We start from the raw sequence: 23973 nt of genomic DNA, 5'->3' as shown, positions 1-23973 counted from the left end.
GTTCGCCGGGCCTCGGCGGTGGTTGTGGGGGCTACGGGGATGGCTGGGAGCGGGCTCCGGCTTCCACCGCCGTGCAGCGCCAGCGGAGGTCCTGGCCCAGTTCCAGGCGGAAGGCCAGCGCGCGGAGCCGGCTGCCGGCGGAGATGCGGGCGAAGACCTCCAGGGCGCCGTCGCAGGGGACGTAGTAGCCGATGTCCCGGACGACGGGGCGGGCGCCGTGGGTGCGCAGGGGGCCGCGTTCGGCGAGGCGGGCCAGGTCGTCGTAGGCGCGGCCGGCGGTGTGGCGGAGCATCCAGTGGACGGGGCGCTGACCGCTCAGGACGGCCAGCAGGCGGTCCGCGAAGACGTCGGTGGGGCGCTGTGGGGGCTGGGCCGTCTCCGGGGCCCTGAGGGGCGGGCCGGCCGTCCTGGCGGGCGCCGGTGTGTCGCGGGCGCTCCTCGCCGGCGGCTTGCGGGGCGGGGCGCCGCCGGGGCGGCGGGTGTCGTGGCGGGTCGGCGGGCGGTGGCGCGGGCGGGGCTGGACGGTACGGCTCATGACCTTGTTCATGGGGTCCCCGTTCGGCGGGCTCGGTTGATACCGGTCGGTAACTCGCTGGTGGGGATCTTGTACGGGGCGCGGAGCCGGGTGGCAAGGGCGGCGGTGCGCTGCGGGGAGGGGCGGAGAAGTTCGCCTATCCGGGGGACCCGTGGGTCCTGGAACCCCGGAATCACGCGGGCGCACCGGGTGAATGCGTGGCCCGGTGTCCACGGGTTCACGGGTGTGGGCAGGGACTCGAAAGGGGACCCGCGCACGTATCCTGAAGCCTTCGAGCCCTTGATCAGGAAAGAGCGGCCACCATGCGCGTCTACGTCCCCCTGACCCTTCCCGCGCTCGCCGAGGCGCACAAGACGGGTGAGCTGGGGAGCGGCCCCTTCGTCGCGTACGCCGTCACACCCGAGCTGCGCGCGTGGTACGTCTCCGAGGACGTCGAGGAGCTGGAGTACGCCGCGCTCGGGCAGGCCGCGCTGGCCTCGCTGCGGCGGCTGGCGGCGGATCCGGGCGCGGCGCGGCGCCGGGTCGTGGTCGCCGTGGACGTGCCGGACGGTGCCGCGAGCGCCGGTCCGGACCGGGGGGCGGACCCGTCCGCGCCGGGCGAGGTGACCGTGGCGTTGAGCGTGCCGCTCGCGAAGGCGGCCGCCGTGCACGTCGACGCCGACGACGCGGAGCAGGACGTGGCCGCGGCGGCGCAGGCGCTGGCGGCGGCGGACGGCGGGGACGACGACGCGCAGTCCGTCGTGGACGGGGCGGACGACCACGAGCTGCTCTGGTTCGCCACGCAGGAGATCCCCAACCTGGTCGGGCAGGGCGCCTGACGTCTGGCCCGTCGTCGGTCCGGGGCGTGCGGCCGGGGTGATTGTCAGTGGGGGCGAGTACGGTTTTCGGCATGGGGATGCACGGAAGCGCGCACATCGTCTGGGACTGGAACGGCACGCTGTTCCACGACAATGACGCGATCATCGGGGCGACGAACGCGGCCTTCGCCGAGCTGGGGCTCGCGCCGATCACGATGGAGGAGTACCGGGCGCTGTACTGCGTGCCGGTGCCGAAGTTCTACGAGCGGCTGCTCGGGCGGCTGCCGACCGAGGCCGAGTGGGAGCTGATGGACGGGGTGTTCCATCGGCACTACGCGGAGCAGCGGGGGCGCTGCGGGCTGACCGACGGGGCGGCGGAGCTGCTCGCCGGATGGAGAACAGCCGGGCACAGCCAGTCCCTGCTGAGTATGTACGGACACGAGGAACTGGTGCCGCTCGTGCGGGGGTTCGGCATCGAGGCGCAGTTCCTGCGGGTCGACGGGCGTACGGGGCCGTCCGGGGGGAGCAAGGCCGCGCACATGGTGCGGCATCTGGCGGCGCTCGGGACGGGCGTGGAGCCCGCGCGGACCGTGGTGATCGGGGACGCGGCGGACGACGCGGTCGCGGCGCGCGAGGTGGGAGCGCGGGCCGTGCTGTACACCGGGGGGTCGCACAGCCGGGACAGCCTGGAGGCCGTGGGCGTGCCGGTCGTGGACACGCTCGCGGAGGCGGTGCAGGAAGCAGAGCGAATAGCGGCGTAGCCGGGGACCGGCACCGCTGCGGCGGTACGGCCGCTGCGCCCGCCCTCGCCCCGCCGTCCCGCCCGCCCCCGCTCTCCGCCCTGCCTCGCGCCCCTCAGCCCGCCGGTGCCGCCGCCCGCAGGACCTTCAGGAACTCGCGCATCCAGGCCGGGTGGTCCGGCCAGGCACGGGAGGAGACCAGGGTGCCGTCGACGACCGCCTCGGTGTCCTGGAAGCCCGCGCCGGCCGCCTGCATGTCCGGTTCCAGGGCGGGGTACGCGGTGACCCTGCGGCCGCGCAGGGTGTCGATCGCCGCGGTGAGCAGAGGGCCGTGGCAGATCTGGGCGACGGGCTTGTCGGCGTCGAAGAACGCCTTGAGGATCTTGCGCAGCTCGGGGTCGTTGCGCAGGTACTCCGGGGCGCGGCCGCCGGGGACGACGAGGGCGACGTACTCGCCGGGGTCGACGTCGGCGAAGGCCAGGTCGGCGGGCCAGGTGTAGCCGGGCTTCTCCGTGTAGGTGTCGTAGCCGGGTTCGAAGTCGTGGACGACGAAGCGCAGGGTCTTGCGGGAGGGAGCGGCGATATGGACCTCGTAGCCTTCCTCCAGCAGGCGCTGATAGGGGTAGAGGACTTCCAGGGATTCCGCTGCGTCGCCGGTGACGATCAGGATCTTCGCGGGCATGTCGGCTCCTCCGGGCAGGCAGGGTGTGCTCTCAGGGTGAGGTCGGGGATCTCGCGGCGCGACCTGACACTGAGACCTACCCGGACCGGCCTCCCGGCTACCCGCGGCCGCCCCCGCCGGATACGTCACTCGGGCCCGCCCCGGCGCTGTGCAGAACGTCAAACTTCGACCCCCTGTTTTGTACACATACGGCTCATGACGAGCCCGGGGTGAGGAGCGATAGCCTTGTGGCGTGATCAGCGCGATAGTTCGCGGGGACGATCGTGTCCCTGCCCCGCGCCCGGGTTGCACGGAACACCTCCGTGGCCGGGCGGCGGTCGCTGGTCTTCGCGGGCGGGGCGGGGCCGCAGGAGCTCCCGGGGCGCCGCGGGCAACCCTGGACATGGCCGTGCCGAGAGCAGCGTCACGCCTGGCGGGTGTGACGACAATGGCCGAATTCCCCCCGCTCATCTCACCTCGCGGCATAGCGTCTGAGTGGTCCGGACACCCCGGGCTGTGGCGTCGAGCCGGAGGGAAAGAGACCGTACTTCCTTCTACGTCACGCAACGGCGCGCGACAGGAGTCAGAGGACAATGCAGACCAAGCTGGACGAAGCCAAGGCCGAGCTGCTCGGAAGGGCCGCCCGGGTAGCTGAGAACAGCCCGGTCGGGGGGCACCTACCGACCGGGACCGCGGGCGAGGGCTCCCCGGACACCCCGGACAGCGAGTCCGTGCTCGCGTTCCTCCAGCGGTACTACCTGCACACCGCCCCGGAAGACCTCGCCGACCGCGACCCGGTCGACGTCTTCGGCGCCGCGGTCTCCCACTACCGTCTCGCCGAGACCCGCCCCCAGGGCACGGCGAACGTGCGGGTCCACACCCCGACCGTGGAGGAGAACGGGTGGACCTGCAGCCACAGCGTGGTCGAGGTCGTCACCGACGACATGCCCTTCCTGGTCGACTCGGTCACCAATGAGCTGACCCGGCAGGGACGCGGCATCCACGTCGTCGTCCATCCCCAGTTCGTCGTCCGGCGTGATCTGACCGGCAGGCTGCTGGAGGTCCTGCCGACCCCGCCCGCCGGCGACCTCCCGCACGACGCGCACTTCGAGTCCTGGATCCACGTCGAGATCGACCGGGAGACGGACCGCGCCGACCTGAAGCAGATCACCGCCGATCTGCTGCGCGTCCTGTCCGACGTCCGCGAGGCCGTCGAGGACTGGGAGAAGATGCGCGCCACGGCGATCCGGATCGCCGACGAGCTGCCGACCGACCCCGCCCCCGGCGACCTGGCCAAGGCCGAGGTCGAGGAGGCGCGTGAGCTGCTGCGCTGGCTGTCCGACGAGCACTTCACCTTCCTCGGCTACCGCGAGTACGAGCTGCGCGACGACGACACGCTCGCCGCCGTGCCCGGCACCGGCCTCGGTGTCCTGCGCTCCGACCCGCAGCACGCCGAGGACGATCAGCACCCGGTCAGCCCGTCCTTCGAGCGGCTGTCGGCCGACGCCCGCGCCAAGGCCCGCGAGCACAAGCTCCTCGTTCTGACCAAGGCGAACAGCCGGGCCACCGTGCACCGGCCGTCGTACCTGGACTACGTCGGGGTCAAGAAGTTCGACGCGGACGGCAACGTCGTCGGCGAGCGGCGGTTCCTCGGGCTCTTCTCGTCCGCCGCGTACACCGACTCCGTGCGCCGGGTCCCCGTCGTCCGCCGCAAGGTCGACGAGGTGCTGCACCGCGCCGGGTTCTCGCCGAACAGCCACGACGGCCGTGACCTGCTCCAGATCCTGGAGACCTACCCGCGCGACGAGCTGTTCCAGACGCCCGTCGCCGAGCTCCAGTCGATCGTCACCTCCGTGCTCTACCTCCAGGAGCGCCGCCGGCTGCGGCTGTACCTGCGCCAGGACGAGTACGGGCGCTACTACTCGGCCCTCGTCTACCTCCCGCGCGACCGCTACACCACGGGTGTCCGGCTGCGGATCATCGACATCCTCAAGGAGGAGCTCGGCGGCATCAGCGTCGACTTCACCGCCTGGAACACCGAATCGATCCTGTCCCGGCTGCACTTCGTCGTCCGCGTCCCGCCGGGCACCGTGCTGCCCGAGCTGTCGGACGCCGACCGCGACCGCATCGAGGCCCGTCTCGTCGAGGCCGCCCGCTCCTGGGCCGACGCGTTCGCCGAGGCGCTGACCGCCGAGTGCGGCGAGGAGCACGCGGCCGAGATGCAGCGCCGCTACGGCACCGCGTTCCCCGAGGGCTACAAGGCCGACCACACGCCGCGTGCCGCGGTCGCCGACCTGGTCCACCTGGAGCAGCTCGGCGGGGACAAGACCTTCAGCCTGAGCCTGTACGAGCCGGTGGGCGCGGGTCCCGAGGAGCGCCGGTTCAAGATCTACCAGAAGGGCGGCTCGGTCTCCCTCTCGCACGTGCTGCCGGTGCTCAGCCGCCTCGGCGTCGAGGTCACCGACGAGCGGCCGTACGAGCTGCGCTGCTCGGACCGTACGACCGCCTGGATCTACGACTTCGGTCTGCGCGTGCCCCAGGCGGCGGGCGGCGGGGAGCACCTCGGCGACGACGCCCGTGACCGCTTCCAGGAGGCCTTCGCCGCCACCTGGACCGGCAAGGCCGAGAACGACGGCTTCAACGCGCTCGTGCTGGGCGCCGGGCTGTCCTGGCGGCAGGCGATGGTGCTGCGGGCCTACGCCAAGTACCTGCGCCAGGCCGGTTCGACCTTCTCGCAGGACTACATGGAGGACACCCTCCGCAACAACGTCCACACCACCCGGCTGCTCGTCTCGCTGTTCGAGGCGCGGATGTCGCCGGACCGGCAGAAGGCCGGCCTGGAGATCACGGACGCGCTGCTGGAGGAGCTGGACGCGGCCCTGGACCAGGTGGCGAGCCTGGACGAGGACCGGATCCTGCGGTCCTTCCTCACCGTCATCAAGGCGACGCTGCGCACGAACTTCTTCCAGGAGAAGGGCGACGGCACGCCGCACGACTACGTGTCCATGAAGTTCGACCCGCAGGCGATTCCCGACCTGCCCGCGCCGCGCCCGGCGTTCGAGATCTGGGTGTACTCGCCGCGCGTCGAGGGCGTGCACCTGCGCTTCGGCAAGGTCGCGCGCGGCGGTCTGCGCTGGTCCGACCGGCGTGAGGACTTCCGCACCGAGATCCTCGGCCTCGTCAAGGCGCAGATGGTGAAGAACACCGTCATCGTGCCGGTCGGCGCCAAGGGCGGCTTCGTCGCCAAGCAGCTGCCGGACCCGGCCAAGGACCGCGACGCGTGGCTGGCCGAGGGCGTCGCCAGCTACAAGACGTTCATCTCGGCGCTGCTCGACATCACCGACAACATGGTCGCCGGCGAGGTCGTGCCCCCGCAGGACGTGGTCCGCCACGACGGCGACGACACCTACCTGGTGGTCGCCGCCGACAAGGGCACCGCGACGTTCTCGGACATCGCCAACGGGGTCGCCGAGAAGTACAACTTCTGGCTGGGCGACGCCTTCGCCTCCGGCGGCAGCGCGGGCTACGACCACAAGGGCATGGGCATCACCGCGCGCGGCGCCTGGGAGTCCGTCAAGCGGCACTTCCGCGAGCTGGGCGTGGACACGCAAGGCCAGGACTTCACGGTCGTCGGCATCGGCGACATGTCCGGTGACGTGTTCGGCAACGGCATGCTGCTCTCCGAGCACATCCGGCTGGTCGCCGCCTTCGACCACCGGCACATCTTCATCGACCCGACCCCGGACGCGGAGACCTCGTACGCCGAGCGCCGCCGCCTGTTCGAGCTGCCCCGCTCCTCCTGGGCGGACTACAACACCGAGCTGCTGTCGGCGGGCGGCGGGATCTTCCCGCGCAGCGCCAAGTCGATCCCGGTGAACGCCCACGTCCGCGAGGCCCTCGGCATCGAGGGCAAGGTCACCAAGATGACCCCGGCCGACCTGATGAAGGCGATCCTGCACGCGCCGGTGGACCTGCTGTGGAACGGCGGCATCGGCACGTACGTGAAGTCGTCGGCCGAGTCCAACGCCGACGTCGGCGACAAGGCCAACGACGCCATCCGCGTCGACGGCGAGGACCTGCGCGTCAAGGTCGTCGGCGAGGGCGGCAACCTGGGTCTGACCCAGCTCGGCCGGATCGAGTTCGCCCGGCACGGCGGCAAGATCAACACCGACGCGATCGACAACAGCGCCGGTGTGGACACCTCCGACCACGAGGTGAACATCAAGATCCTGCTGAACGGCCTGGTCGCGGACGGCGACATGACCGTCAAGCAGCGCAACAAGCTCCTCGCCGAGATGACCGACGAGGTCGGCGCCCTGGTGCTGCGCAACAACTACGCGCAGAACACCGCCCTGGCCAACGCCCTCTCGCAGGCGGGCGCCATGCTCCACGCCCAGCAGCGGTTCATGCGTCACCTGGTGCGCGAGGGGCACCTGGACCGGGGGCTGGAGTTCCTGCCGACCGACCGCCAGATCCGTGAGCGGCTCGGCCAGGCGCAGGGCCTGACCAGCCCGGAGACGGCCGTCGTCATGGCGTACACGAAGATCACGGTCGCCGAGGAGCTGCTGCACACCTCGCTGCCGGACGACCCGTACCTGCGCGGCCTGCTGCACGCGTACTTCCCGACGGCCCTGCGCGAGCGGTTCGCCGAGGCGATCGACAACCACCCGCTGCGCCGTGAGATCACCACGACCGTGCTGGTCAACGACACGGTCAACACGGGCGGCACGACGTATCTGCACCGGCTGCGGGAGGAGACCGGTGCCTCCCTGGAGGAGATCGTGCGGGCGCAGACCGCGGCCCGCGCCATCTTCTCCTCGGCTCCGGTGTGGGACGCGGTCGAGGCCCTGGACAACAGGGTCGACGCCGCCGTCCAGACCCGCATCCGGCTGCACTCGCGCCGGCTGGTCGAGCGCGGCACGCGCTGGCTGCTCAACAACCGGCCGCAGCCGCTCCAGCTCGCCGAGACGGTCGAGTTCTTCGCCGAGCGGGTCGAGCGGGTCTGGCAGGAGCTGCCGAAGCTGCTGCGCGGCGCGGACCTGGAGTGGTACCAGCACGTGTACGACGAGCTCTCCGCCGTCGGCGTCCCGGACGAGCTCGCCACGCGCGTGGCCGGTTTCTCCTCGGCCTTCCCGACGCTGGACATCGTCTCGGTGGCCGACCGCACGGGCAAGGAGCCGCTCGACGTCGCCGACGTCTACTACGACCTCGCCGACCGGCTGAACATCACCCAGCTGATGGACCGCATCAGCGACCTGCCCCGCAACGACCGCTGGCAGTCCATGGCCCGCGCCTCCATCCGCGAGGACCTGTACGCGGCCCACGCGGGGCTCACCGCGGACGTGCTCGCGGCCGGCAACGGCACCTCGACGCCGGGGCAGCGGTTCGAGGCCTGGGAGCAGAAGAACTCCGCGATCCTGGGCCGGGCGCGCACCACCCTGGAGGAGATCCGCAGCTCGGACTCCTTCGACCTCGCCAACCTGTCGGTGGCGATGCGCACGATGCGGACGCTGCTGCGCACGCATTCGTAGGGTCCGCGCGTAAGGAAGGCACCGAAGACGCCCCGGGCACCCAGCGGCCCGGGGCGTCTCGCTTCTTGCCGACCCTTAAGAAACCTCGGCTAGGGTCAGCAGGATGCACGCCGCACCGTCTGACACCGAGCCCGTGAGCCGCACGGAGCCGCCGCAGAACCCCACCGCGCGGGCCGGCCGGGCTCTGCCCCAGGCCGTCGCCGCTCTCGTCGTGGTGCTGCTGCTCCTCGTGATCGTCCGCCTGCCCTGGGCGGGCGACCTCGGCATGCACGCGGCCACCATCGAGCGCCTGCGCCACAACCTGCTGCATCCCGGCAACCCGCTGGTCGACGCGGACACGCCGAGCCCGTACTACTCGCCGTGGATGCTGGTGCTGGGCCTGGTCGCCAAGCTGACCGGACTGTCGGTGTTCGTCGTCCTGCGCATCGCCGCGGTCGTCGGCCTCGGCCTGCTGGTCACGGGCGTGTGGCGGTACGTCCGCACCCTCAGTGCCCACCGCGCCGCGCCTGCCCTCGCCCTGCTGAGCCTGGTCCTGCTCTGGGGCCCGGTGCTGTTCAACTGGTCCGGGTTCGTGGGCCTGAACTCGCTGGCGCTGACGGTGTCGTACCCGAGCGTGTTCGCGATCGGCCTCACCTTCCACTTCTGGGCGTGGCTGACGCGCGCGCTGCGCGCGAGCGAGCCGGTGGCATGGGCGCGCTGGGCGGCGCTCGGTCTGCTGTGGGCCGTGATCCTGCTCAGCCACCAGTTCACCGGAGTCGTCTCGTCCCTGGGCGCGCTGGCCATGGTGATCGCGGCCCGGCCCTCCCGGCAGGTGCTGCTGCGGCTGGCCGCCGCGCTGGCGCTGGGCATGCTGCTGCTGGGCCTGTGGCCGTACTACGACTTTTTCTCCCTCTTCTCGGCGGGCTCGGACCTGGAGGCCATCCACAAGCCGCTCTACGAGCACCTGGCCGGGCACTTCGGCTTCGTCCTGCTGGGCGTGGCGGCCCTCGTCCTGCGCTTTCGGCGCGACCGCTGGGACCCGCTGGTGCTGTTCTTCGCCCTGGGCGCACTGATGTTCGCCGCGGGCGGGCTGACCGGCCACTACTCCTGGGGCCGCGCGCTGCCCGCCGCGCTGATCCCGGCCCAGCTCGCGGCCGCGCTGGAGGCCGTGACGGCGGTGCGCAGCCGCGCGTGGGCGAGGACCGGCTGGGCGTGCGTGCTCGGCGCCGTACTGGCCGTGGGGGCGTGGACGCAGGCCGGGACGCTCGGGTACGTGATCCCGAAGAGCGCGCTGCCGTCGCCCGTCGCGGACAAGTACCACACGCCGTGGGTGGGCTACCACTGGATCACGCCGTGGGCGAAGTACGGCGACGTGGTCATGGCAGAGACGTTCCCGGCGCGGCAGATCCCCGCGTACGGGCCGTACACCGTGACGCCCGGCTATCCCGACTTCTTCCTGCCGGACGAGAAGCAGCGGGACGCGGCGGTGTCGCACTACTTCGCCACGGGCACGTCCGCCGCCGAACGGCAGGCGATCCTGCGGAAGTACCAGGTGCAGTGGGTCGTCGGGCCGAAGAGCCTGGCCGGACCCGGGTTGAAGAAGGTGACGACGGGACCCGGGCACCAGGTCCTGTACCGCGTGCTGTGACGCCGGAAGGGGCGCGGGGAAGTCCCCGCGCCCCTTCGGCACAACGGCACCGGAACGGCTACCGGAGCACGCTCGACAGCAGCTTCGCCGCCTTACGGATCTTGGGCCGCGCCACCTTCCTGATGACCGGGCGGATCACCTTGGCCGTCACGCCCACCGGGCGCCAGCGGATCTGGAGGCGGCCGGGGTTGCGGCCCTCCGGCTCGATCGTGACGTCGTGCGGGGTCGCGCCCGAGCGGTACTCGATGCGTGCCGTGACCGCCGGGAAGTCCAGCGGGGCCAGCAGGACGCCCGAGTGCGCCAGACCCTGCTGCTGGAGCCGGATCTGCGGGTGACGCAGGCCCTCGAAGCCCTGGAGCGGGACGGGAGCCGCCGCCAGGTCCAGACGCACCGTGCCCTCGAAGAGGCCCGGGCTGACCGGGTCGAGGCGGAAGGGGACCGTCATCCGGCGGTTGCCGGGGGACAGCAGGAGGCTCGCCCGCTGCGGGCCCACCGGGAGGCGCAGGCCCGGGTCGTACGTGCGGATCGAGAGCGTCAGGGCGGCCCCGCGCTCGCGCTTCAGCTCCGTGATCTCGTGGCGGAACTGTGCGCTCGGGAACGGACGCGTGTCCAACTCCAGGTCGGACAGGTCCAGTTCGCGGCGGGCGCGGTCGGTGGCCGGGACCTCGTCGCCCCAGTACGGGACGCCCGACGCGTCGGCCGTGACCTGGCGCGGTGCCACCTTGTCGCCGAGACCGCGCGCCGCGAGCTGGGCGTCGGCCAGGCGGCCGTCCCGCAGCAGCCCCAGCACCACCCGCTCCGGACGCGGCAGCCGGGCGTAGGCGCCGTCGGCCAGCGTGTCCAGGTACGGGTTCATGATCTCGGCGAAGGAGCGCATCCACTCCTCGTCGCGGTAGGGCAGGTCGCCCGCGTACATCCGGAAGTCGTGCTTGAGGAACTTGAAGTCCTTGTCCTCGCGCAGCCCCGCGTGCCCGCTCTCGACCAGGAAGTCGTCGATCATGCGCTGGACCTTGACCCGGTCCGCCACGTTCTGGACCTTGTGCCGCTGGTTGGAGATGGACGCCGAGGCGGCCGCCGCGAACGGGTCGATGTACCAGACGTACACCGGGTCCGGGATGATCGTGAACGCCGTCGCCAGGCAGTAGGCCTGGGCCGAGAACAGCTGGTCCTCGTAGTGGATGCCCTCGGGGAAGCGCAGGTCGTGCCGGTCGAGGAAGGACCGCGCGTACATCTTGCTCGTCGACAGGTGCTCGAACAGCAGGCGCGGGTCCTTCTCGATGCCCTCGACGGTGCGCCTCTCGGTCACCAGGTGGGGCATCCACGTCGAGCGCCTGCCGTTGTCCACCCGCACGCGGCGGACCGCGCCCATGGTGAAGTCGACCTCGCGCTCACGGTGCGCGGCGAGCAGCAACTCCACCGCGCGGGGCGGGAGTTCGTCGTCGCTGTCGAGGAACATCAGATACGGCGCCCGGGCGATCTCGACGGCCCGGTTGCGCGGGGCGCTGCAGCCGCCGCTGTTCTCCGGCAGCCGGAGGTAGCGCACGCGCTCGTCCTGCGCCTCCAGCCGGCGCGCCACGGTGGGCGTGTCGTCGGTGGAGTGGTCGTCACTGATGATGATCTCGATGTTCGCGTGCGTCTGTGCGCGCAGCGACTCCACGGCCCGGGGCAGGCGCTCCGCGTCGTTGAAGACGATGACCGTGACCGTGACGTCAGGGGTCGTGGTCGTGGTCGTCATGCCGAGGCCTCCTCGGGGGTCGGGGCGGGGGTGCGGTCCTCAAGCGGGAGCACCGGGGGCAGGGAGTCCTCCGGCTCGCCGAGGAACACCCGGCGTACGACCCGTTCGGCGGCGCGGCCGTCGTCGTACTCGCAGAAGCGGCGGCGGAACGCGGCCCGTGCCTTCGCCGCGCACTCGCCCTGCCAGGCGCCGGAGACGAAGATCTCCGTCAGCTCCTCCTGGGTGCGCGCGACCTGGCCGGGGTGGTCTTCCATCAGGTCGAAGTAGACACCGCGGGTGGTCCGGTAGGTCTCCCAGTCGTCGGCGTAGACGACGATCGGGCGGTCCAGGTTGGCGTAGTCGAACATGATCGACGAGTAGTCCGTGACCAGCGCGTCGGCGGCCAGGCACAGCTCCTCGACGGGGTCGTAGGAGGAGACGTCGATGATCCGGCCGGAGCGGCGCAGGCCGGTGAGCGGGGAGGCGGCGCCGCCGTAGAAGTAGTGCGCGCGCACCAGCAGGACCGTGTCCTCGCCGAGCCGGTCGGCGAATTCCGCGAGGTCCAGGCGGGGGGTGAAGCCGGCCTCGTAGTCGCGGTGGGTCGGGGCGTACAGCACGGCCTTCTTGCCGGGGGCGATGCCGAGGCGGCGGCGGGCGGCGCGGACGTCGTCGGCGGTGGCCGTGTAGAAGACGTCGTTGCGCGGGTAGCCGTAGTCCAGCGAGGTGAAGCGGGCCGGGTAGGCACGCTCCCACATACGGGTCGAGTGGCTGTTGGCGCTGACGCTGTAGTCCCACTTGTCGATACGGCCCAGCAGCGCGTCGAAGTCCAGGCCCTTGGCGGCGGCCGGGTGCTCCATCTGGTCCAGGCCCATGCGCTTGAGCGGGGTGCCGTGGTGGGTCTGGAGGTGGATCGCGTCCGGGCGCTTGACCACCGCGTTGGGGAAGTTGACGTTGTTCACCAGGTACTTGGCGGTCGCCATGGTCTCCCAGTAGCGGCGGGTGCCGGGGATGACGTAGTCGGTGCCGGGCGGCAGCAGGGCCTCGTTGCTCTTCGACACCACCCACACCGGGTGGATGTGCGGGGCCAGTTCGGCCATCTTGGCGGCGATCGCGGCCGGGTTGCAGGCCACACCGCGCTCCCAGTAGGCGGCGAACACGGCCAGGTGCGGGTTGACCGGGCGGCTCAGCGCGCGCTGGTACTGCTGGTCGCGCAGCCTGGCGCCCAGCTCCTTCTTCCGGCTCTTGACGGCCTTCTTGGCGGCGCGGCGGGTGCGGTTGGCGGCCTGAAAGGCGCGGTACTTGGTGTACGCGCCCTCCTCCAGCAGCGCGTGCCGCACGCCCTCCACGCCCGCCGGGCGCTCGTGGTTCTCGGGGCGCCAGCGGACGGCGACGAGGGAGGCGCGGCGGAAGAACTCGCGCGCGACCGCGTCGGGGAGGTTCTCGCCGGCGAAGGTGCGCACCAGGTCGCGCATCATCAGGTCGTACAGCACCGCGCGGGTGGCGCGGCGGTCCTTGGTGAGCGGGAGCAGCGACTCGTAGCGGTCGATGAGCGCGAAGCGGTCCTCGGGGTCGAGGGGCGGCAGGCTCTCGGGACGCAGCTCGCGGTTCTCGTACGCCGCCTGGTTCAGGCAGGCGACGCGGCCGGCGTGCAGCAGGGCCGCGTGGGCGGCCTGCGGCTCGTCGCCGGCGGTGAGCTGCTCCTCGTGCGCCCGCCAGAAGTCGGCGCGCAGCGCGCGGTTGCCGAGGATCGGGGTGAGGCGCAGCAGGTCGGCGGCCTCGTTCAGGGGGAGGCCCTCGCGGCCGACGGCGGCGAGCAGGCGGCCGTCGCGGGAGGCCCGGGCGGCGGTCTGCCAGGTGGTGACGACGTGGTCGAAGAGGAGCACGTCCACCGGGGCGCCGGGCTCGGCGTCGAGTTCGGCGGTGCGCTCGGCGAGCTGGCGCGGGGCGCCGGCGGGCAGGCCGTCCTTGGCGTGCACGAAGTGCAGCCAGCGGCCGGAGGCGCGGGCGGCGCCGGCCGCGCGGGCGGCGGCGTCCCCGGTGCCCTCCGGAAGGGGCACGACGATCGTCTCCGGAGCGTGGCCCTCGGCGGTCTCCCGGGCCCAGTCGCCGACCGCGGCGACGATGATCTCGGCGTCGAGGAGGGGGTGGGCTTCCACGGAGTCCAGCAGCTCTGTCAGGTGCCCCTGTGCGTTCGGTCCGTAGACGATGACGCTGAGTTGGGGCATCGCAGTGGACTCCTTAGATCGTCGGTTCAGGCCACCCTTCATAACATACTGTCACTAAGCGTATGAAAAGGATAACCGGGGTGGAGTAAGAGGGCGGCCGGATGAGGGGCCCAGAGTGGAAGACGAACTTCCGCGGCCTGGGGTTTCTCCCTACGTAACTTTCCAGCCGCCTTCTTACTGTCGTTCTTGTGATCTGCTTACTCAAGCCCTTGCGGGCCGCTTACCCGGGGGTCAGGCCGCCTTCTTCTTGGCGCCCTTCTCGCCACTGAAGGCCTCGTACTCCTTCATGACGTCCTCAGTCGGGCCGTCCATGCGCAGCTCGCCGCGTTCCAGCCAGATGGTCCGCTCGCAGGTGTCGCGGATCGACTTGTTGTTGTGGCTGACCAGGAACACCGTGCCCGCCTTCTCGCGCAGCTCGCGGATCCGGTCCTCGGAGCGCATCTGGAACCTGCGGTCACCGGTGGCGAGGGCCTCGTCGATCAGCAGGACGTCGTGGTCCTTGGCCGCGGCGATGGAGAAACGCAGACGCGCGGCCATACCGGAGGAGTACGTGCGCATCGGAAGGGTGATGAAGTCACCCTTCTCGTTGATTCCGGAGAAGTCGACGATGTCTTGATATCGCTCCCTGACCTCTTCACGGGACATGCCCATGGCGAGGCCGCCGAGCCAGACGTTGCGCTCGCCCGTGAGGTCGTTCATCAGAGCCGCGTTGACGCCGAGGAGTGAGGGCTGGCCGTTGGTGTAGATGTGGCCGTTCTCCACCGGGAGCACGCCGGCGATCGCCTTGAGCAGGGTCGACTTGCCGGAGCCGTTGGTGCCGATCAGGCCGACCGCCTCGCCCTTGTAGGCGACGAACGAGACCTTCTTCACGGCGTGCACCGTGCGCACGCCCGCCGCCTTCTCGGCCTGCTTGCGGCGCATGATGCGGTTGAGGGCGGCGGTGGCGGAGCCGCGGCCGGTGCCGGTGCCGTGGACGCGGTAGACGATGTCGACGTCGTCGACCACGATCGTGGGGACCGTCTTGGCCTTCGCGAGGCGCTCGTACCGCTCGCGCATCGCGCGTGCCTCCGGGGTCTCGGCCTCGTCGTCGCGGAGTTCGGGGTTCTGGGGAGTCTGCTCAGCCACGGCCGTACTTCTCCTCTGCCTTCCAGAAGTAGATGAAGCCGCCGACTCCGGCGACCAGGGCCCAGCCGACGGCGAGCGGCCACACGTGCGGGGGCAACTGCTTGGCGTGGAAGCTGGCGATCAGCGCGTAGCGCATGAGGTCGATGTAGACCGCGGCCGGGTTGCTCTCCAGCAGGATCGTGACGATGTGCGGCAGGTGGTCGCTCTTGGTGAGCTTGCTGATGCTCCACATCACGCCGGACATGTACATCCAGGTGCGCAGGATGAACGGCATCAGCTGGGCGATGTCGGGGGTCTTGGCGCCCAGCCGCGCCATGATCAGCGACATGCCCGCGTTGAACACGAACTGGAGGACCAGCACGGGGATCACCAGCAGCCAGCTGAGGGAGATCGGCAGGCCGAAGCAGAGCAGGATGACGACCAGCGCGGCCATCGAGAACAGCAGCTGCTGGAGCTGCTGGATGCAGAAGGAGATCGGCAGGGCGGCGCGGGGGAAGTGCAGGGCGCGCACCAGGCCGAGGTTGCCGGAGATCGCGCGGGTGCCGACCTGGATCGAGCTCTGCGTGAACGTCCACACGAACACGCCGGTGACCAGGAACGGGATGTAGTCCGGCACGCCCTTCTTGGAGCCGAGCAGCACACCGAAGATGAAGTAGTAGACCGCGGCGTTCAGCAGCGGGGTCATGACCTGCCAGACCTGGCCGAGCTTCGCCTCGCTGTACTGCGCGGTGAGCTTGGCGGTGGCGAAGGCGGTGATGAAGTGGCGCCGGTTCCACAGCTGGCGGACGTACTCGGGCAGGGTCGGGCGGGCACCGCTGACCGTCAGGCCGTGCCGGGCGGCGAGGGCCGAGAGATCGTCTTCCGGGACCTGGGTGGGGGGCGGTGTGTCGAGGACCTGGCTCACATCCGCTGCTTTCGCTCGGGGGAGGGGGGTGCGCGTCCGGCCGGCCGCCGGGCGTCGAAGTCGGTCGTCCGACGTTTTCTTACGCTTCTCTTCACGTTCTCTTACGTCGGGACGCGACCGTATCGTCGCAACGCGAGAGTAGAGCCAATCGACGTCGGAACGCAACCGTATCGTCGTCGCGCACCTATGCTGTGAGTCATGACGACGAACGCCGACGAGATCCCGAAGCGTGCACGCCGCAGGACGCCTGCCGGGGCCGCCGTGCTCCGGGAGGACGTGACCGAGGCCATCCGGGCCGCGGTCTTCGAGGAGCTCGCGGCGGTGGGCTACGCCCGCATGTCCATCGAGGGCATCGCGCGGCGGGCGGGCGTCGGCAAGACCGCCGTGTACCGCCGGTGGCGTTCCAAGCTGCACCTGGTGCTCGACGTGGTCTCGGCGATGGCGGTCCTGGGCCTCCCGGCCCCGGACACGGGCGCCCTGGAGAGCGACCTCCGCCTCCTGTACGAGGTCACGTCCCGCGCCCTGCGCCATCCGGTGGCCTCGCAGATCATCCCCGACCTCCAGGCCGAGGCGGCCCGCAGCCCCGAGATCGCCGAGGCCTTCCAGAAGGCCCTGCGCGACGGCCAGGAGGGCGTGGCCAGCAAGATCCTCGCGGCGGCGGAGGCGCGGGGCGAGGTCCGGCCCGGCATCGACCCCGACCTCGCCCTGGACCTGGTCTCGGGCCCCCTGTACTGGCGCGCGGTGGTGATCAGGTCCCCGAAGCCGCCGAAGGGCTACCTGGAGAGTCTGGCCCGGGCCACGGCGGGCGCGCTGAAGGCTCTGTAGACGCGCGGCGCGGGGGTCGCGTGGGTTACGGGGCGTACGGGGCGAGGAGCCCGCGGGCCAGTTCCGTCAGGTCCGCGGCCCGCAGCACGCGCTCGCCGAAGCCCGGCAGCGGTACGTGCAGGGGTTCGGTCCAGCGGGCCGGGATCGCGCTCGGGCCGTACACCGCGCCCGCCAGCGCCCCGGTGACCGCCGCCACCGTGTCCGTGTCGCCGCCGAGATCGACCGCCGCGCGGACCGCTTCCTCGTACGAGCCCGTGGTCCGCAGGGCCCAGACCGCCGAGCCCAGGCACGGCCAGATGGCGCCGTTGCTGTGTTTTCCGGGGGACACCCCCAGACCCCCGGCGTCGCCTGATCGGGGTGCCGGTCGGGGGCGAGGACCACGGCGTAGCGCTCACGGGGGGCGGGGTGCAGGGCGCTCAGGGTGTCCGGTACGGCCGTGAGCGGGTCCGCCCCGGCCAGGGCCACCCGGACCAGCTCGTGCAGGACGGCCGTGCCCTCCCAGGCCGCCGGATCCCCGTGTGTGAGGGCGGAGAGGCGGCGGGCGGCGGTCATCGTCGCGTCGCGGCCGTGCCGGGCGAAGTGGACCGCCGAGGGTGCCGCCCGCATCAACGCGCCGTTGCCGGCGGCCCGTTGACTGACCTCGAAGTGGCGCAGGGCGGCCGTGTCCCACGGGTCGCCGCCGGTCAGGACGGCCTCCGTCTGGAGGCCGACGTTCTTCGGGCCGGCGGCCGCCCAGCGCCGGAAGCGGGCGAAGACGTCCGGCAGGTCCAGACGGCCGCGCTCCAGCAGGGACTCGGCGGTCAGGACCGCCAGCTGCGTGTCGTCCGTGGCCTCGCCCGGGTCCCAGCCGCCGCCCCCGCACATCTCGCCGCCCGCTCCCGGCCGAGGGCGCGGTCGGCGAGACGTGCGGGGCGGGAACCGGCGGTCATGCCCGCAGGCTAGTCACGGGCCGCCTCGGGGTGGTGGTGGACCCAGCCCTCCCAGGCCGAGGTGATCATGTCCTGGACGTCGTACTTGGCCTGCCAGCCCAGTTCCGTGGCGATGCGCTCCGCCGAGGCGACGACACGCGCGGGGTCGCCGGGGCGGCGCGGGGTGACCGTCGGGGGGCGGTCGTAGCCGGTGACCGCGTTGATGCGGTCGATCATCTCGCGCACCGACACGCCCTCGCCGCGGCCGATGTTCAGGGTCAGGTCCGTGCCGGGGGCGGAGCTCAGGGCGCGGGCGACGGTGACGTGCGCCTCGGCCAGGTCGACCACATGGATGTAGTCGCGCACGCAGGTGCCGTCCGGTGTGGCGTAGTCGTCGCCGAAGATACGCGGCGGCGCGCCCTCGGTGAGCTTCTCGAAGACCATCGGGATCAGGTTGAAGACCCCGGTGTCGGCGAGTTCGGGGGTGGCCGCGCCCGCCACGTTGAAGTAGCGCAGGGACGCGGTGGACAGGCCCGTCGCCTTGCCCGTCGCACGGACCAGCCACTCACCGGCCAGCTTCGTCTCGCCGTACGGGGACATCGGGACGCAGGGGGTCTCCTCCGTCACCAGGTCGACGTCCGGCATGCCGTAGACCGCCGCCGAGGAGGAGAACAGGAAGGACGGCACCTCCGCCGCCGTGACCGCCTCCAGGAGCACCCGCAGGCCTTCCACGTTCTCCCGGTAGTAGTGCAGCGGGAGGTCCACCGACTCGCCCACCTGCTTCTTCGCCGCGAGGTGCACGACCCCGCTGATCTCGTGCTCGGCGAGGGTGCGGGCCACCAGCTCCGCGTCCAGCGTGGAGCCCCGCACCAGCGGGACGTCCGCCGGCAGGCGCTCGGCGATGCCCGTGGACAGGTCGTCGTACACGACCGTGCGCTCGCCCGCCTCGGTCATCGCTCGTACGACGTGTGCCCCGATGTATCCGGCACCGCCGGTGATCAGCCAGGTCATGGAAAGGCCGTCCTCTTGTCCGTTGGCCCGTGGAACCGCTCGGTGGAGCAGCGGGCGTCTTTCAGTGAAGCAGCAGATGTGGGGGTGCGTGACGCTACACGCGTGCGTACCGGCTGTTTACCGGCGCAGCAGGCGCTTCAGGCGCCTCCGGGCCACCCGTGCCGCGCCGCCCGCGCCGCTCGCCAGCCGCACGGCCAGCGCGCCGGAGTGCGTCGCGTACGGCTGCACCAGCAGCACACCGTGCCGCAGGCTCGGGACGGCACGACGGCGCAGCCGGCCGGCGCCCGTCGTGGCGTGCGCCGTGATCTCCCGCCGCGCGCCGTCCGCGAAGTGCAGGGTGAGCCGCAGATCCCAGGTGCCCGCGCCGAGCACCGCCAGATCGACCGGCACCTCGGCCGTCCAACTGCCCGCGTCGGCATCCGCGTTCGCGGCCGCGCCCGTGCCGGAGGGGGTGAGCGGGACCGTCGTACGCCCCCGCGTGTGCTCGATGTCCCCGCGGTTCTCGCGGTTCTCGCGCGCCACCCACTCCACGTCCAGCCCGCCCGGGCCGGCCTCGGCGACCCGGCCGTACAGCTCGTGCAGCCGCAGGCGCACCCGCGCGCCACGCGCGCGTGCGTCCAGTTCCGCGTCCACCGCGATCGGCAGGGTAGCGGTGGGGCGGGTCAGGAGCGGCGTCAGGGAGACCTGGGGGAGGTCCGCGGACCAGACGGGGAGACCGTCGCCGTCGCGGGCGTACGGCGGCAGCAGACGCGCCGGGCGCGCGGCGAGCTCCCGCAGGCGCGGCAGGTCGCGCGGCTCGGGCGCCTCAAGGACGACGCGCGCGAGCACGCGGCCCGGCGCACCCGGGTCCAGCTCCCAGTCGGCGGCGTCGTAGCGCGCGAGGTACTCCTTGGTGTGCTTCCACCACGCGCGCTGGTAGTCCGCGTCGCGCAGCCCCAGTTCGCGCGCGTACATCCGCACCTCGTGGTCGAGGAACTTCGCCCGCGCCGCCCGCGCCAGCTCCTTCTGCCCGGCGTTCAGCAGCGTCTCGTACGCCAGCGCGCACGCCTCCGTGCGCGCCTGCCAGTTCTCGATGCGCTCCCGGTCCAGCGAGAGCGACAGCCGCTCGGCGGACCGGCGCACGTGCCACACGTACACGCGGTCGGGGACGAGCGCCATGCGCGGGTCGGCGGCCAGCACGCGCGAGGTGAAGACGATGTCCTCGTAGAGGAAGCGGCCGTCGGGGAAGCGGATGCCGTGTTCGCGCAGGAAGTCGGTGCGGTACAGCTTGTTGACGCACAGCGTGTCGTGGACCAGTCGGGGGCGCTCGGTGGGGCGCGCGAGGACCGTGTGCGCCGTGTAGAGGGGCTCCTGCCAGGGCGTCTCGCGCCCGGAGGGCAGCTCCCGGCGCACGCACAGTCCGCCCGTGACCTCGGCGCGCGCCCCCGTGGCCGCCGCCAGCAGCGCGTCCACCGCACCGGCCGGGAGCACGTCGTCGCTGTCCAGGAACATCACGTACGGTGCGGTCACCGCCTCGATGCCGTCGTTGCGCGGGCTGCCGCAGCCGCCGCTGTTCACCGCGCGGCGCACCACCCGCAGCCGGGGCTCCTCGGCGGCCAGCCGGTCGAGCAGGTCGGCGCTGCCGTCCGTGGAGCAGTCGTCCACGGCGACGACCTCGGCGACGGCCGGACCCTGCGCGAGCGCCGAGCGCACGGCATCGCCCACATGAGCCGCGTCGTTGTAGCCGATGACGATCACACCGACCTGCGCCGGCCGTGCCGGTGCGGTGGGCGTCTCGGTTGGCTCAGGCGTGCTGTGCGGGTCAGGTCGCATGGGGTCCACGGGCCGGGAGCGTAGAAATCTTCGGTAATACCCGGTTAAGAAAGGCTTACGGCTCGGCCCGGAAGATGATCGGAATCAGCCTCGGGTTCCGCTTTTCGCGTCCTCTTTTCATCACCTGTGCCGTCCGCCACAACCGGATGAACGAGCGTACTGCGGCAGCCGTCACGATCCCGTCGCGGGCGAGCCCCCGTCCCGGCTCGCCAGCGCCGCCGCGTCCAGTGTGCCGGTGAGCTGGTCCAGGCGGTCGCGCAGGTCGGCGATCTCGGCCGGATCGAAGCCGGTCGCGGCGACGATGCGGCGCGGCACCTCCCGGGCCCGTTCGCGCAGGGCCGTGCCCTCCTCGGTGAGCCGGACCCGGACCGAGCGCTCGTCCTCGGCGCTGCGCTCCCGGCGTACCAGACCGGCCGCCTCCAGCCGCTTGACCAGCGGAGACAGCGTGCCGGAGTCGAGCCGCAGATGTTCGCCGAGCTGCTTGACCGGCAGGTCGCCCTGTTCCCACAGGACCAGCATCACCAGGTACTGCGGGTAGGTGAGCCCGAGGTCCTTGAGGACGACGCGGTAGACGCCGTTGAAGGCGCGGGACGCGGCGTGCAGGGAGAAGCAGATCTGGCGGTCCAGGCGGAGCCAGTCGGACTCGGCGTCCGCGGGGGCGCCGGCGGTGTCGGTGGTGGGGGTCGTGGCGGTCATGGGTCCAGGGTAGCTCTTGCGGGTCATTTGATTGCGCACAATTTAGTTGTGTGCTCTACTTGTGGTCGTGAGGCGGCCAGGACAGGTGGCCGCCGCAACACCGACTCCGTAAAGGGAATGGTTCTCATGGACGCGCTCTACACCGCTGTCGCCACCGCCACCCACGGCCGCGACGGTCGTGCCATCTCCTCCGACGGCAAGATCGACCTCAAGCTGGCCCCGCCGGTCGAGCTGGGCGGCAACGGCGAGGGCACCAACCCCGAGCAGCTCTTCGCCGCCGGTTACGCCGCGTGCTTCGGCAGCGCGCTCGGTCTCGTCGGCCGGCAGGCGAAGGTCGACGTCAGCGACGCCGCGGTGACCGCCGAGGTGGGCATCGGCAAGCAGGGCGAGGGCTTCGGGCTGAAGGTGACGCTGCGCGTCGAGCTGCCCGACACCGTGGACGAGGAGACCGGCCGCAAGCTGGTCGAGACCGCCCACCAGGTCTGCCCCTACTCCAACGCCACCCGCGGCAACATCGAGGTCGACCTCGTCATCGAGTGACCCGCACACCCCCGGAAGGCTGCGGCACGGTGACCGCCGGGGCGCGTGTGCAGGCCGACGGCACCGGATGGCGCTCCGCGAGCGGCACCACCGCCGGCAGCGCCTCCGGCGGCTGGCCGAGCATCACATGCCGTACGACGCGTTCGGCGGCGCGCCCGTCGTCGTACGGGCAGAAGCGCTCGCGGAACGCCCCCCGCAGCTGGGCCGAGCGCGAGCCGCGCCAGTGGCCGCTCGCGAAGATGTCGGCCAGCTCGTCCTCGCTGCGCGCGACCGCGCCCGGCGGGAACGCCCGCAGGTCGAAATAGGCACCACGGGCCGCCTCGTACGCCGCCCAGTCGGCGGTGTGCACGACGATCGGCCGGTCCAGGCACGCGTAGTCGAACATCAGCGACGCATAGTCGGTGAGCAGCGCGTCCGAGGCCAGGCAGAGGGACGGCACGCTCGGGTGGTCGCGGACGTCGATGATCCGGCCGCCCCCGGCGCCCGGGTCGTAGGGCGTGCGCGCCAGGATCACGAAGCGCGGGCCGAGGCGGCGGGCGATCCCCGCCAGGTCGATCAACGGGCCCTGGGTGCGCCGGTGGTCGCGGTGGGCCGGCGCGTACAGGATCGCGACCGCGCCGGGCGGGACGCCGAGCGACTCGCGCAGCCGGGTCACGTCCGCCGAGGTCGCCCGCTGGAAGACGTCGTTGCGCGGGGCGCCGTACTCCAGCGTGCGGTACCGGCCCGGCAGGACCCGCTCCCAGACCAGCGTCGCGTGCCGGTTGCCGGACAGGACGTGGTCCCACTGGTCGACGGCCCGCATCAGCGCCGCGAAGTCGGTGTCCCGGGCCGCCGCCGGGCGTTCCAGCAGGTCCAGGCCCATGTGCCCGAGCGGCGTGCCCTGCCCGGTCCGGATCACCACCTGCCCGCGCCGCTTGCGCAGCCGCCGCTCCAGGACGTCGTCCGTGACCAGGTACGCGGAGCGGGCCAGCGCCGTCCAGTAGGCGGCCGTGCCGGGACGGATGTGGCGCGGGCCCGCCGGGAGGGCGTACCGCTGCTCGGGGCGGGCGAGCCACGCGGTCCGGATGTGCGGGGCGTGGGCGCGCAGCGCCTCCTCCAGCGCACCCGGGTCGCCGGGGCCCGCCTCGGCGGAGAAAACCGCCCGGTCGGCGCGCACCGGCAGCCGCAGCTGGACGCGGTAGTGCAGCCGCAGTGCCCCGGCGTGCAGGGCGCGGGCCAGCTTCACCGCCGTCCTCAGCGTGCGCCGGCGCGCGGCCGAGGCCAGCCGGAGCGCGCGGAAGGTGCGGCGCAGCCCGAAGCGGACCAGGGCGTGGCGCGGCCGCATCCGGGCGCCGGGGATGCGGTACTGGCGGTAGTGGGCGCGGGCCCGGCGCAGGAACTCGGCGTGGCTGCCGCGCGGCAGCCGGCCCCGCCTGGTGCACACCGCCGCGTAGTGGTCGATCATCCGGCGGAACAACTCCGGCCGCCACCGGTCCAGTTCGGGATGCTCCGCAAGGTAGGCGAACACCCGGTCGTACTGCGTGAACAGGTCGAAGTGGCGACGCTCGGCGCCGGCGCGGACACTGCCCCGGCGCCGCTGCCGGTAGTGCACGCAGACCCGGTCCAGGGTGGCGATCGACTCCGCCGCCATGAGCACCGGGAAGGTCCAGGGGGTGTCCTCGTAGGAGCCCGGCGGGAAGGCGAAGCCGTGCCGCTCGACGAACTCCCGCCGGCAGGCCTTGTTCCAGGCCACCGTCAGCACCCTGAGCACGGCCGGCCGGTCGGCCAGCCGGAACGGCGCGGGGCCCTCCCCGGCGAGCCGGCCGGCGAGCTGGTTGCGCACCTGGCGGCCGTCCCAGTACGTGCGCGCGTAGTCGTACACGAGGACGTCCGGCTCCCCGGTCTCCTCGATCCGGTCGGCGAGCGCCCGCAGCGCGTCCGGGGCGAGCGTGTCGTCGCCGTCCAGGAAGACCAGGTAGTCGCCGCCCGCCTCCGCCATCCCCGCGTTCCGGGCGCTGCCGAGCCCCTGGTCCTCCGCCAGGTGGACGGCCTTCACACGCGCGTCCCCGGCCGCGTACTCGTCGATGAGCGCGCCGCAGGCGTCCGGTGAGCAGGCGTCCACGGCGATCAGTTCCAGATCCGCACACGACTGCGCGAGCACCGAGTCCAGGCACTCGGACAGATAGGCCTGGACCTGGTACGCGGGGACAATGACACTGAACCTGGGCAAGGGGCATCCATCGGTGGTCGATCGGCGCGGGGGGTCTGACCAGGAACGGCCGTTGGAGTGAATTGGTTACGGCGGCGTACGGCATGTGGGGGACCGCGCGGGAACGGCGAAGG

At 72.1% G+C, this 23973-nt stretch carries 16 protein-coding genes and 1 pseudogene; 6 read left to right on the top strand and 11 right to left on the bottom strand.

What is annotated here, in order from left to right; translation table 11 throughout:
* Positions 1-31: 31 nt before the first annotated feature.
* Positions 32-547 carry an Rv3235 family protein gene (locus AC4OXY_RS21935; protein WP_491994476.1) on the bottom strand — a complete coding sequence of 172 codons (516 nt, stop codon included), beginning with the start codon at positions 545-547 and terminating at the stop codon, positions 32-34.
* Positions 548-837: 290 nt separating this feature from the next.
* Here AC4OXY_RS21935 and AC4OXY_RS21930 point away from each other — a divergent pair, with 290 nt between their 5' ends.
* The gene (locus AC4OXY_RS21930) at positions 838-1353 is read left to right on the top strand and encodes a DUF6912 family protein (protein ID WP_356031713.1); all 516 of its coding nucleotides are present in this window, start codon (positions 838-840) and stop codon (positions 1351-1353) included.
* Between the two features lie 71 nt (positions 1354-1424).
* Entirely contained in the window at positions 1425-2093 is a 669-nt protein-coding gene (locus AC4OXY_RS21925) for an HAD family hydrolase (protein WP_356031711.1), read from the top strand.
* 94 nt (positions 2094-2187) lie between these two features.
* On the opposite strand, the gene AC4OXY_RS21920 is transcribed toward AC4OXY_RS21925, so the two are convergent.
* Complete coding sequence (locus tag AC4OXY_RS21920) at positions 2188-2754, bottom strand: DJ-1/PfpI family protein (RefSeq protein WP_356031709.1); 567 nt, start codon at positions 2752-2754, stop codon at positions 2188-2190.
* A 572-nt stretch (positions 2755-3326) separates the two neighbouring features.
* Here AC4OXY_RS21920 and AC4OXY_RS21915 point away from each other — a divergent pair.
* Together AC4OXY_RS21915 and AC4OXY_RS21910 are read left to right on the top strand one after the other, a co-directional pair.
* Positions 3327-8264 carry an NAD-glutamate dehydrogenase gene (locus AC4OXY_RS21915; RefSeq protein ID WP_491994475.1) on the top strand — a complete coding sequence of 1646 codons (4938 nt, stop codon included), beginning with the start codon at positions 3327-3329 and terminating at the stop codon, positions 8262-8264.
* A gap of 103 nt (positions 8265-8367) precedes the next feature.
* Positions 8368-9891 (top strand): hypothetical protein, encoded by a 1524-nt coding sequence (locus AC4OXY_RS21910; RefSeq protein WP_491994474.1) that lies wholly within the window; start codon positions 8368-8370, stop codon positions 9889-9891.
* 58 nt (positions 9892-9949) lie between these two features.
* Here the strand turns inward: AC4OXY_RS21910 and AC4OXY_RS21905 are convergent, their stop codons facing one another.
* The 4 genes from AC4OXY_RS21905 to AC4OXY_RS21890 all read right to left on the bottom strand — a co-directional run bounded on the left by AC4OXY_RS21905 (position 9950) and on the right by AC4OXY_RS21890 (position 15859).
* Entirely contained in the window at positions 9950-11626 is a 1677-nt protein-coding gene (locus tag AC4OXY_RS21905; protein WP_356031705.1) for a glycosyltransferase family 2 protein, read from the bottom strand.
* The gene (locus AC4OXY_RS21900; protein WP_356031703.1) at positions 11623-13830 is read right to left on the bottom strand and encodes a CDP-glycerol glycerophosphotransferase family protein; all 2208 of its coding nucleotides are present in this window, start codon (positions 13828-13830) and stop codon (positions 11623-11625) included. Before AC4OXY_RS21900 ends, AC4OXY_RS21905 begins: the two co-directional genes overlap by 4 nt.
* Positions 13831-14061: 231 nt before the next feature.
* The gene (locus AC4OXY_RS21895) at positions 14062-14886 is read right to left on the bottom strand and encodes an ABC transporter ATP-binding protein (protein ID WP_402066260.1); all 825 of its coding nucleotides are present in this window, start codon (positions 14884-14886) and stop codon (positions 14062-14064) included.
* A gap of 61 nt (positions 14887-14947) precedes the next feature.
* Positions 14948-15859: an ABC transporter permease gene (locus AC4OXY_RS21890; protein ID WP_356031701.1), complete on the bottom strand. Its 912-nt coding sequence runs from the start codon at positions 15857-15859 to the stop codon at positions 14948-14950.
* Between the two features lie 198 nt (positions 15860-16057).
* Here AC4OXY_RS21890 and AC4OXY_RS21885 point away from each other — a divergent pair, with 198 nt between their 5' ends.
* Positions 16058-16684, top strand: coding sequence for a TetR/AcrR family transcriptional regulator (locus AC4OXY_RS21885; protein WP_356031699.1), 627 nt, complete (start codon positions 16058-16060; stop codon positions 16682-16684).
* Between the two features lie 25 nt (positions 16685-16709).
* Here AC4OXY_RS21885 and AC4OXY_RS21880 read toward each other — a convergent pair.
* From AC4OXY_RS21880 to AC4OXY_RS21865, 4 genes and pseudogenes are all read right to left on the bottom strand, one after another.
* A pseudogene (locus AC4OXY_RS21880) lies at positions 16710-17572 on the bottom strand (ADP-ribosylglycohydrolase family protein); the annotation flags it as partial.
* Positions 17573-17622: 50 nt separating this feature from the next.
* Positions 17623-18603 (bottom strand): UDP-glucose 4-epimerase GalE, encoded by a 981-nt coding sequence (gene galE / locus AC4OXY_RS21875; RefSeq protein ID WP_356031697.1) that lies wholly within the window; start codon positions 18601-18603, stop codon positions 17623-17625.
* Positions 18604-18720: 117 nt separating this feature from the next.
* Entirely contained in the window at positions 18721-20415 is a 1695-nt protein-coding gene (locus AC4OXY_RS21870; RefSeq protein ID WP_491994625.1) for a glycosyltransferase family 2 protein, read from the bottom strand.
* Between the two features lie 171 nt (positions 20416-20586).
* Positions 20587-21111, bottom strand: a complete 525-nt coding sequence (locus tag AC4OXY_RS21865) for a MarR family winged helix-turn-helix transcriptional regulator (RefSeq protein WP_356031695.1) — start codon at positions 21109-21111, stop codon at positions 20587-20589.
* A 126-nt stretch (positions 21112-21237) separates the two neighbouring features.
* Here AC4OXY_RS21865 and AC4OXY_RS21860 point away from each other — a divergent pair, with 126 nt between their 5' ends.
* A complete protein-coding gene (locus tag AC4OXY_RS21860; RefSeq protein ID WP_356031693.1) occupies positions 21238-21651 on the top strand; it encodes an organic hydroperoxide resistance protein in 414 nt (137 codons plus the stop codon).
* Here the strand turns inward: AC4OXY_RS21860 and AC4OXY_RS21855 are convergent.
* Positions 21641-23860 carry a bifunctional glycosyltransferase/CDP-glycerol:glycerophosphate glycerophosphotransferase gene (locus AC4OXY_RS21855; protein ID WP_491994473.1) on the bottom strand — a complete coding sequence of 740 codons (2220 nt, stop codon included), beginning with the start codon at positions 23858-23860 and terminating at the stop codon, positions 21641-21643. The two genes, AC4OXY_RS21860 and AC4OXY_RS21855, sit on opposite strands and share 11 nt — an antisense overlap.
* Positions 23861-23973 lie beyond the last annotated feature (113 nt).

This window comes from Streptomyces sp. HUAS MG56, from assembly GCF_058673395.1.
Note: the sequence above shows the minus strand (reverse complement) of the source record. Positions and strands in the feature narration are given on the sequence as shown.

What these genes read in the sequence shown, in the direction of transcription:
- AC4OXY_RS21935 (WP_491994476.1), bottom strand. Translation starts at nt 547, where the DNA reads ATGAACAAGGTCATGAGCCGTACCGTCCAGCCCCGCCCGCGCCACCGC.
- AC4OXY_RS21930 (WP_356031713.1), top strand. Translation starts at nt 838, where the DNA reads ATGCGCGTCTACGTCCCCCTGACCCTTCCCGCGCTCGCCGAGGCGCAC.
- AC4OXY_RS21925 (WP_356031711.1), top strand. Translation starts at nt 1,425, where the DNA reads ATGGGGATGCACGGAAGCGCGCACATCGTCTGGGACTGGAACGGCACG.
- AC4OXY_RS21920 (WP_356031709.1), bottom strand. Translation starts at nt 2,754, where the DNA reads ATGCCCGCGAAGATCCTGATCGTCACCGGCGACGCAGCGGAATCCCTG.
- AC4OXY_RS21915 (WP_491994475.1), top strand. Translation starts at nt 3,327, where the DNA reads ATGCAGACCAAGCTGGACGAAGCCAAGGCCGAGCTGCTCGGAAGGGCC.
- AC4OXY_RS21910 (WP_491994474.1), top strand. Translation starts at nt 8,368, where the DNA reads ATGCACGCCGCACCGTCTGACACCGAGCCCGTGAGCCGCACGGAGCCG.
- AC4OXY_RS21905 (WP_356031705.1), bottom strand. Translation starts at nt 11,626, where the DNA reads ATGACGACCACGACCACGACCCCTGACGTCACGGTCACGGTCATCGTC.
- AC4OXY_RS21900 (WP_356031703.1), bottom strand. Translation starts at nt 13,830, where the DNA reads ATGCCCCAACTCAGCGTCATCGTCTACGGACCGAACGCACAGGGGCAC.
- AC4OXY_RS21895 (WP_402066260.1), bottom strand. Translation starts at nt 14,886, where the DNA reads ATGCGCGAGCGGTACGAGCGCCTCGCGAAGGCCAAGACGGTCCCCACG.
- AC4OXY_RS21885 (WP_356031699.1), top strand. Translation starts at nt 16,058, where the DNA reads ATGACGACGAACGCCGACGAGATCCCGAAGCGTGCACGCCGCAGGACG.
- galE (WP_356031697.1), bottom strand. Translation starts at nt 18,603, where the DNA reads ATGACCTGGCTGATCACCGGCGGTGCCGGATACATCGGGGCACACGTC.
- AC4OXY_RS21870 (WP_491994625.1), bottom strand. Translation starts at nt 20,415, where the DNA reads ATGCGACCTGACCCGCACAGCACGCCTGAGCCAACCGAGACGCCCACC.
- AC4OXY_RS21865 (WP_356031695.1), bottom strand. Translation starts at nt 21,111, where the DNA reads ATGACCGCCACGACCCCCACCACCGACACCGCCGGCGCCCCCGCGGAC.
- AC4OXY_RS21860 (WP_356031693.1), top strand. Translation starts at nt 21,238, where the DNA reads ATGGACGCGCTCTACACCGCTGTCGCCACCGCCACCCACGGCCGCGAC.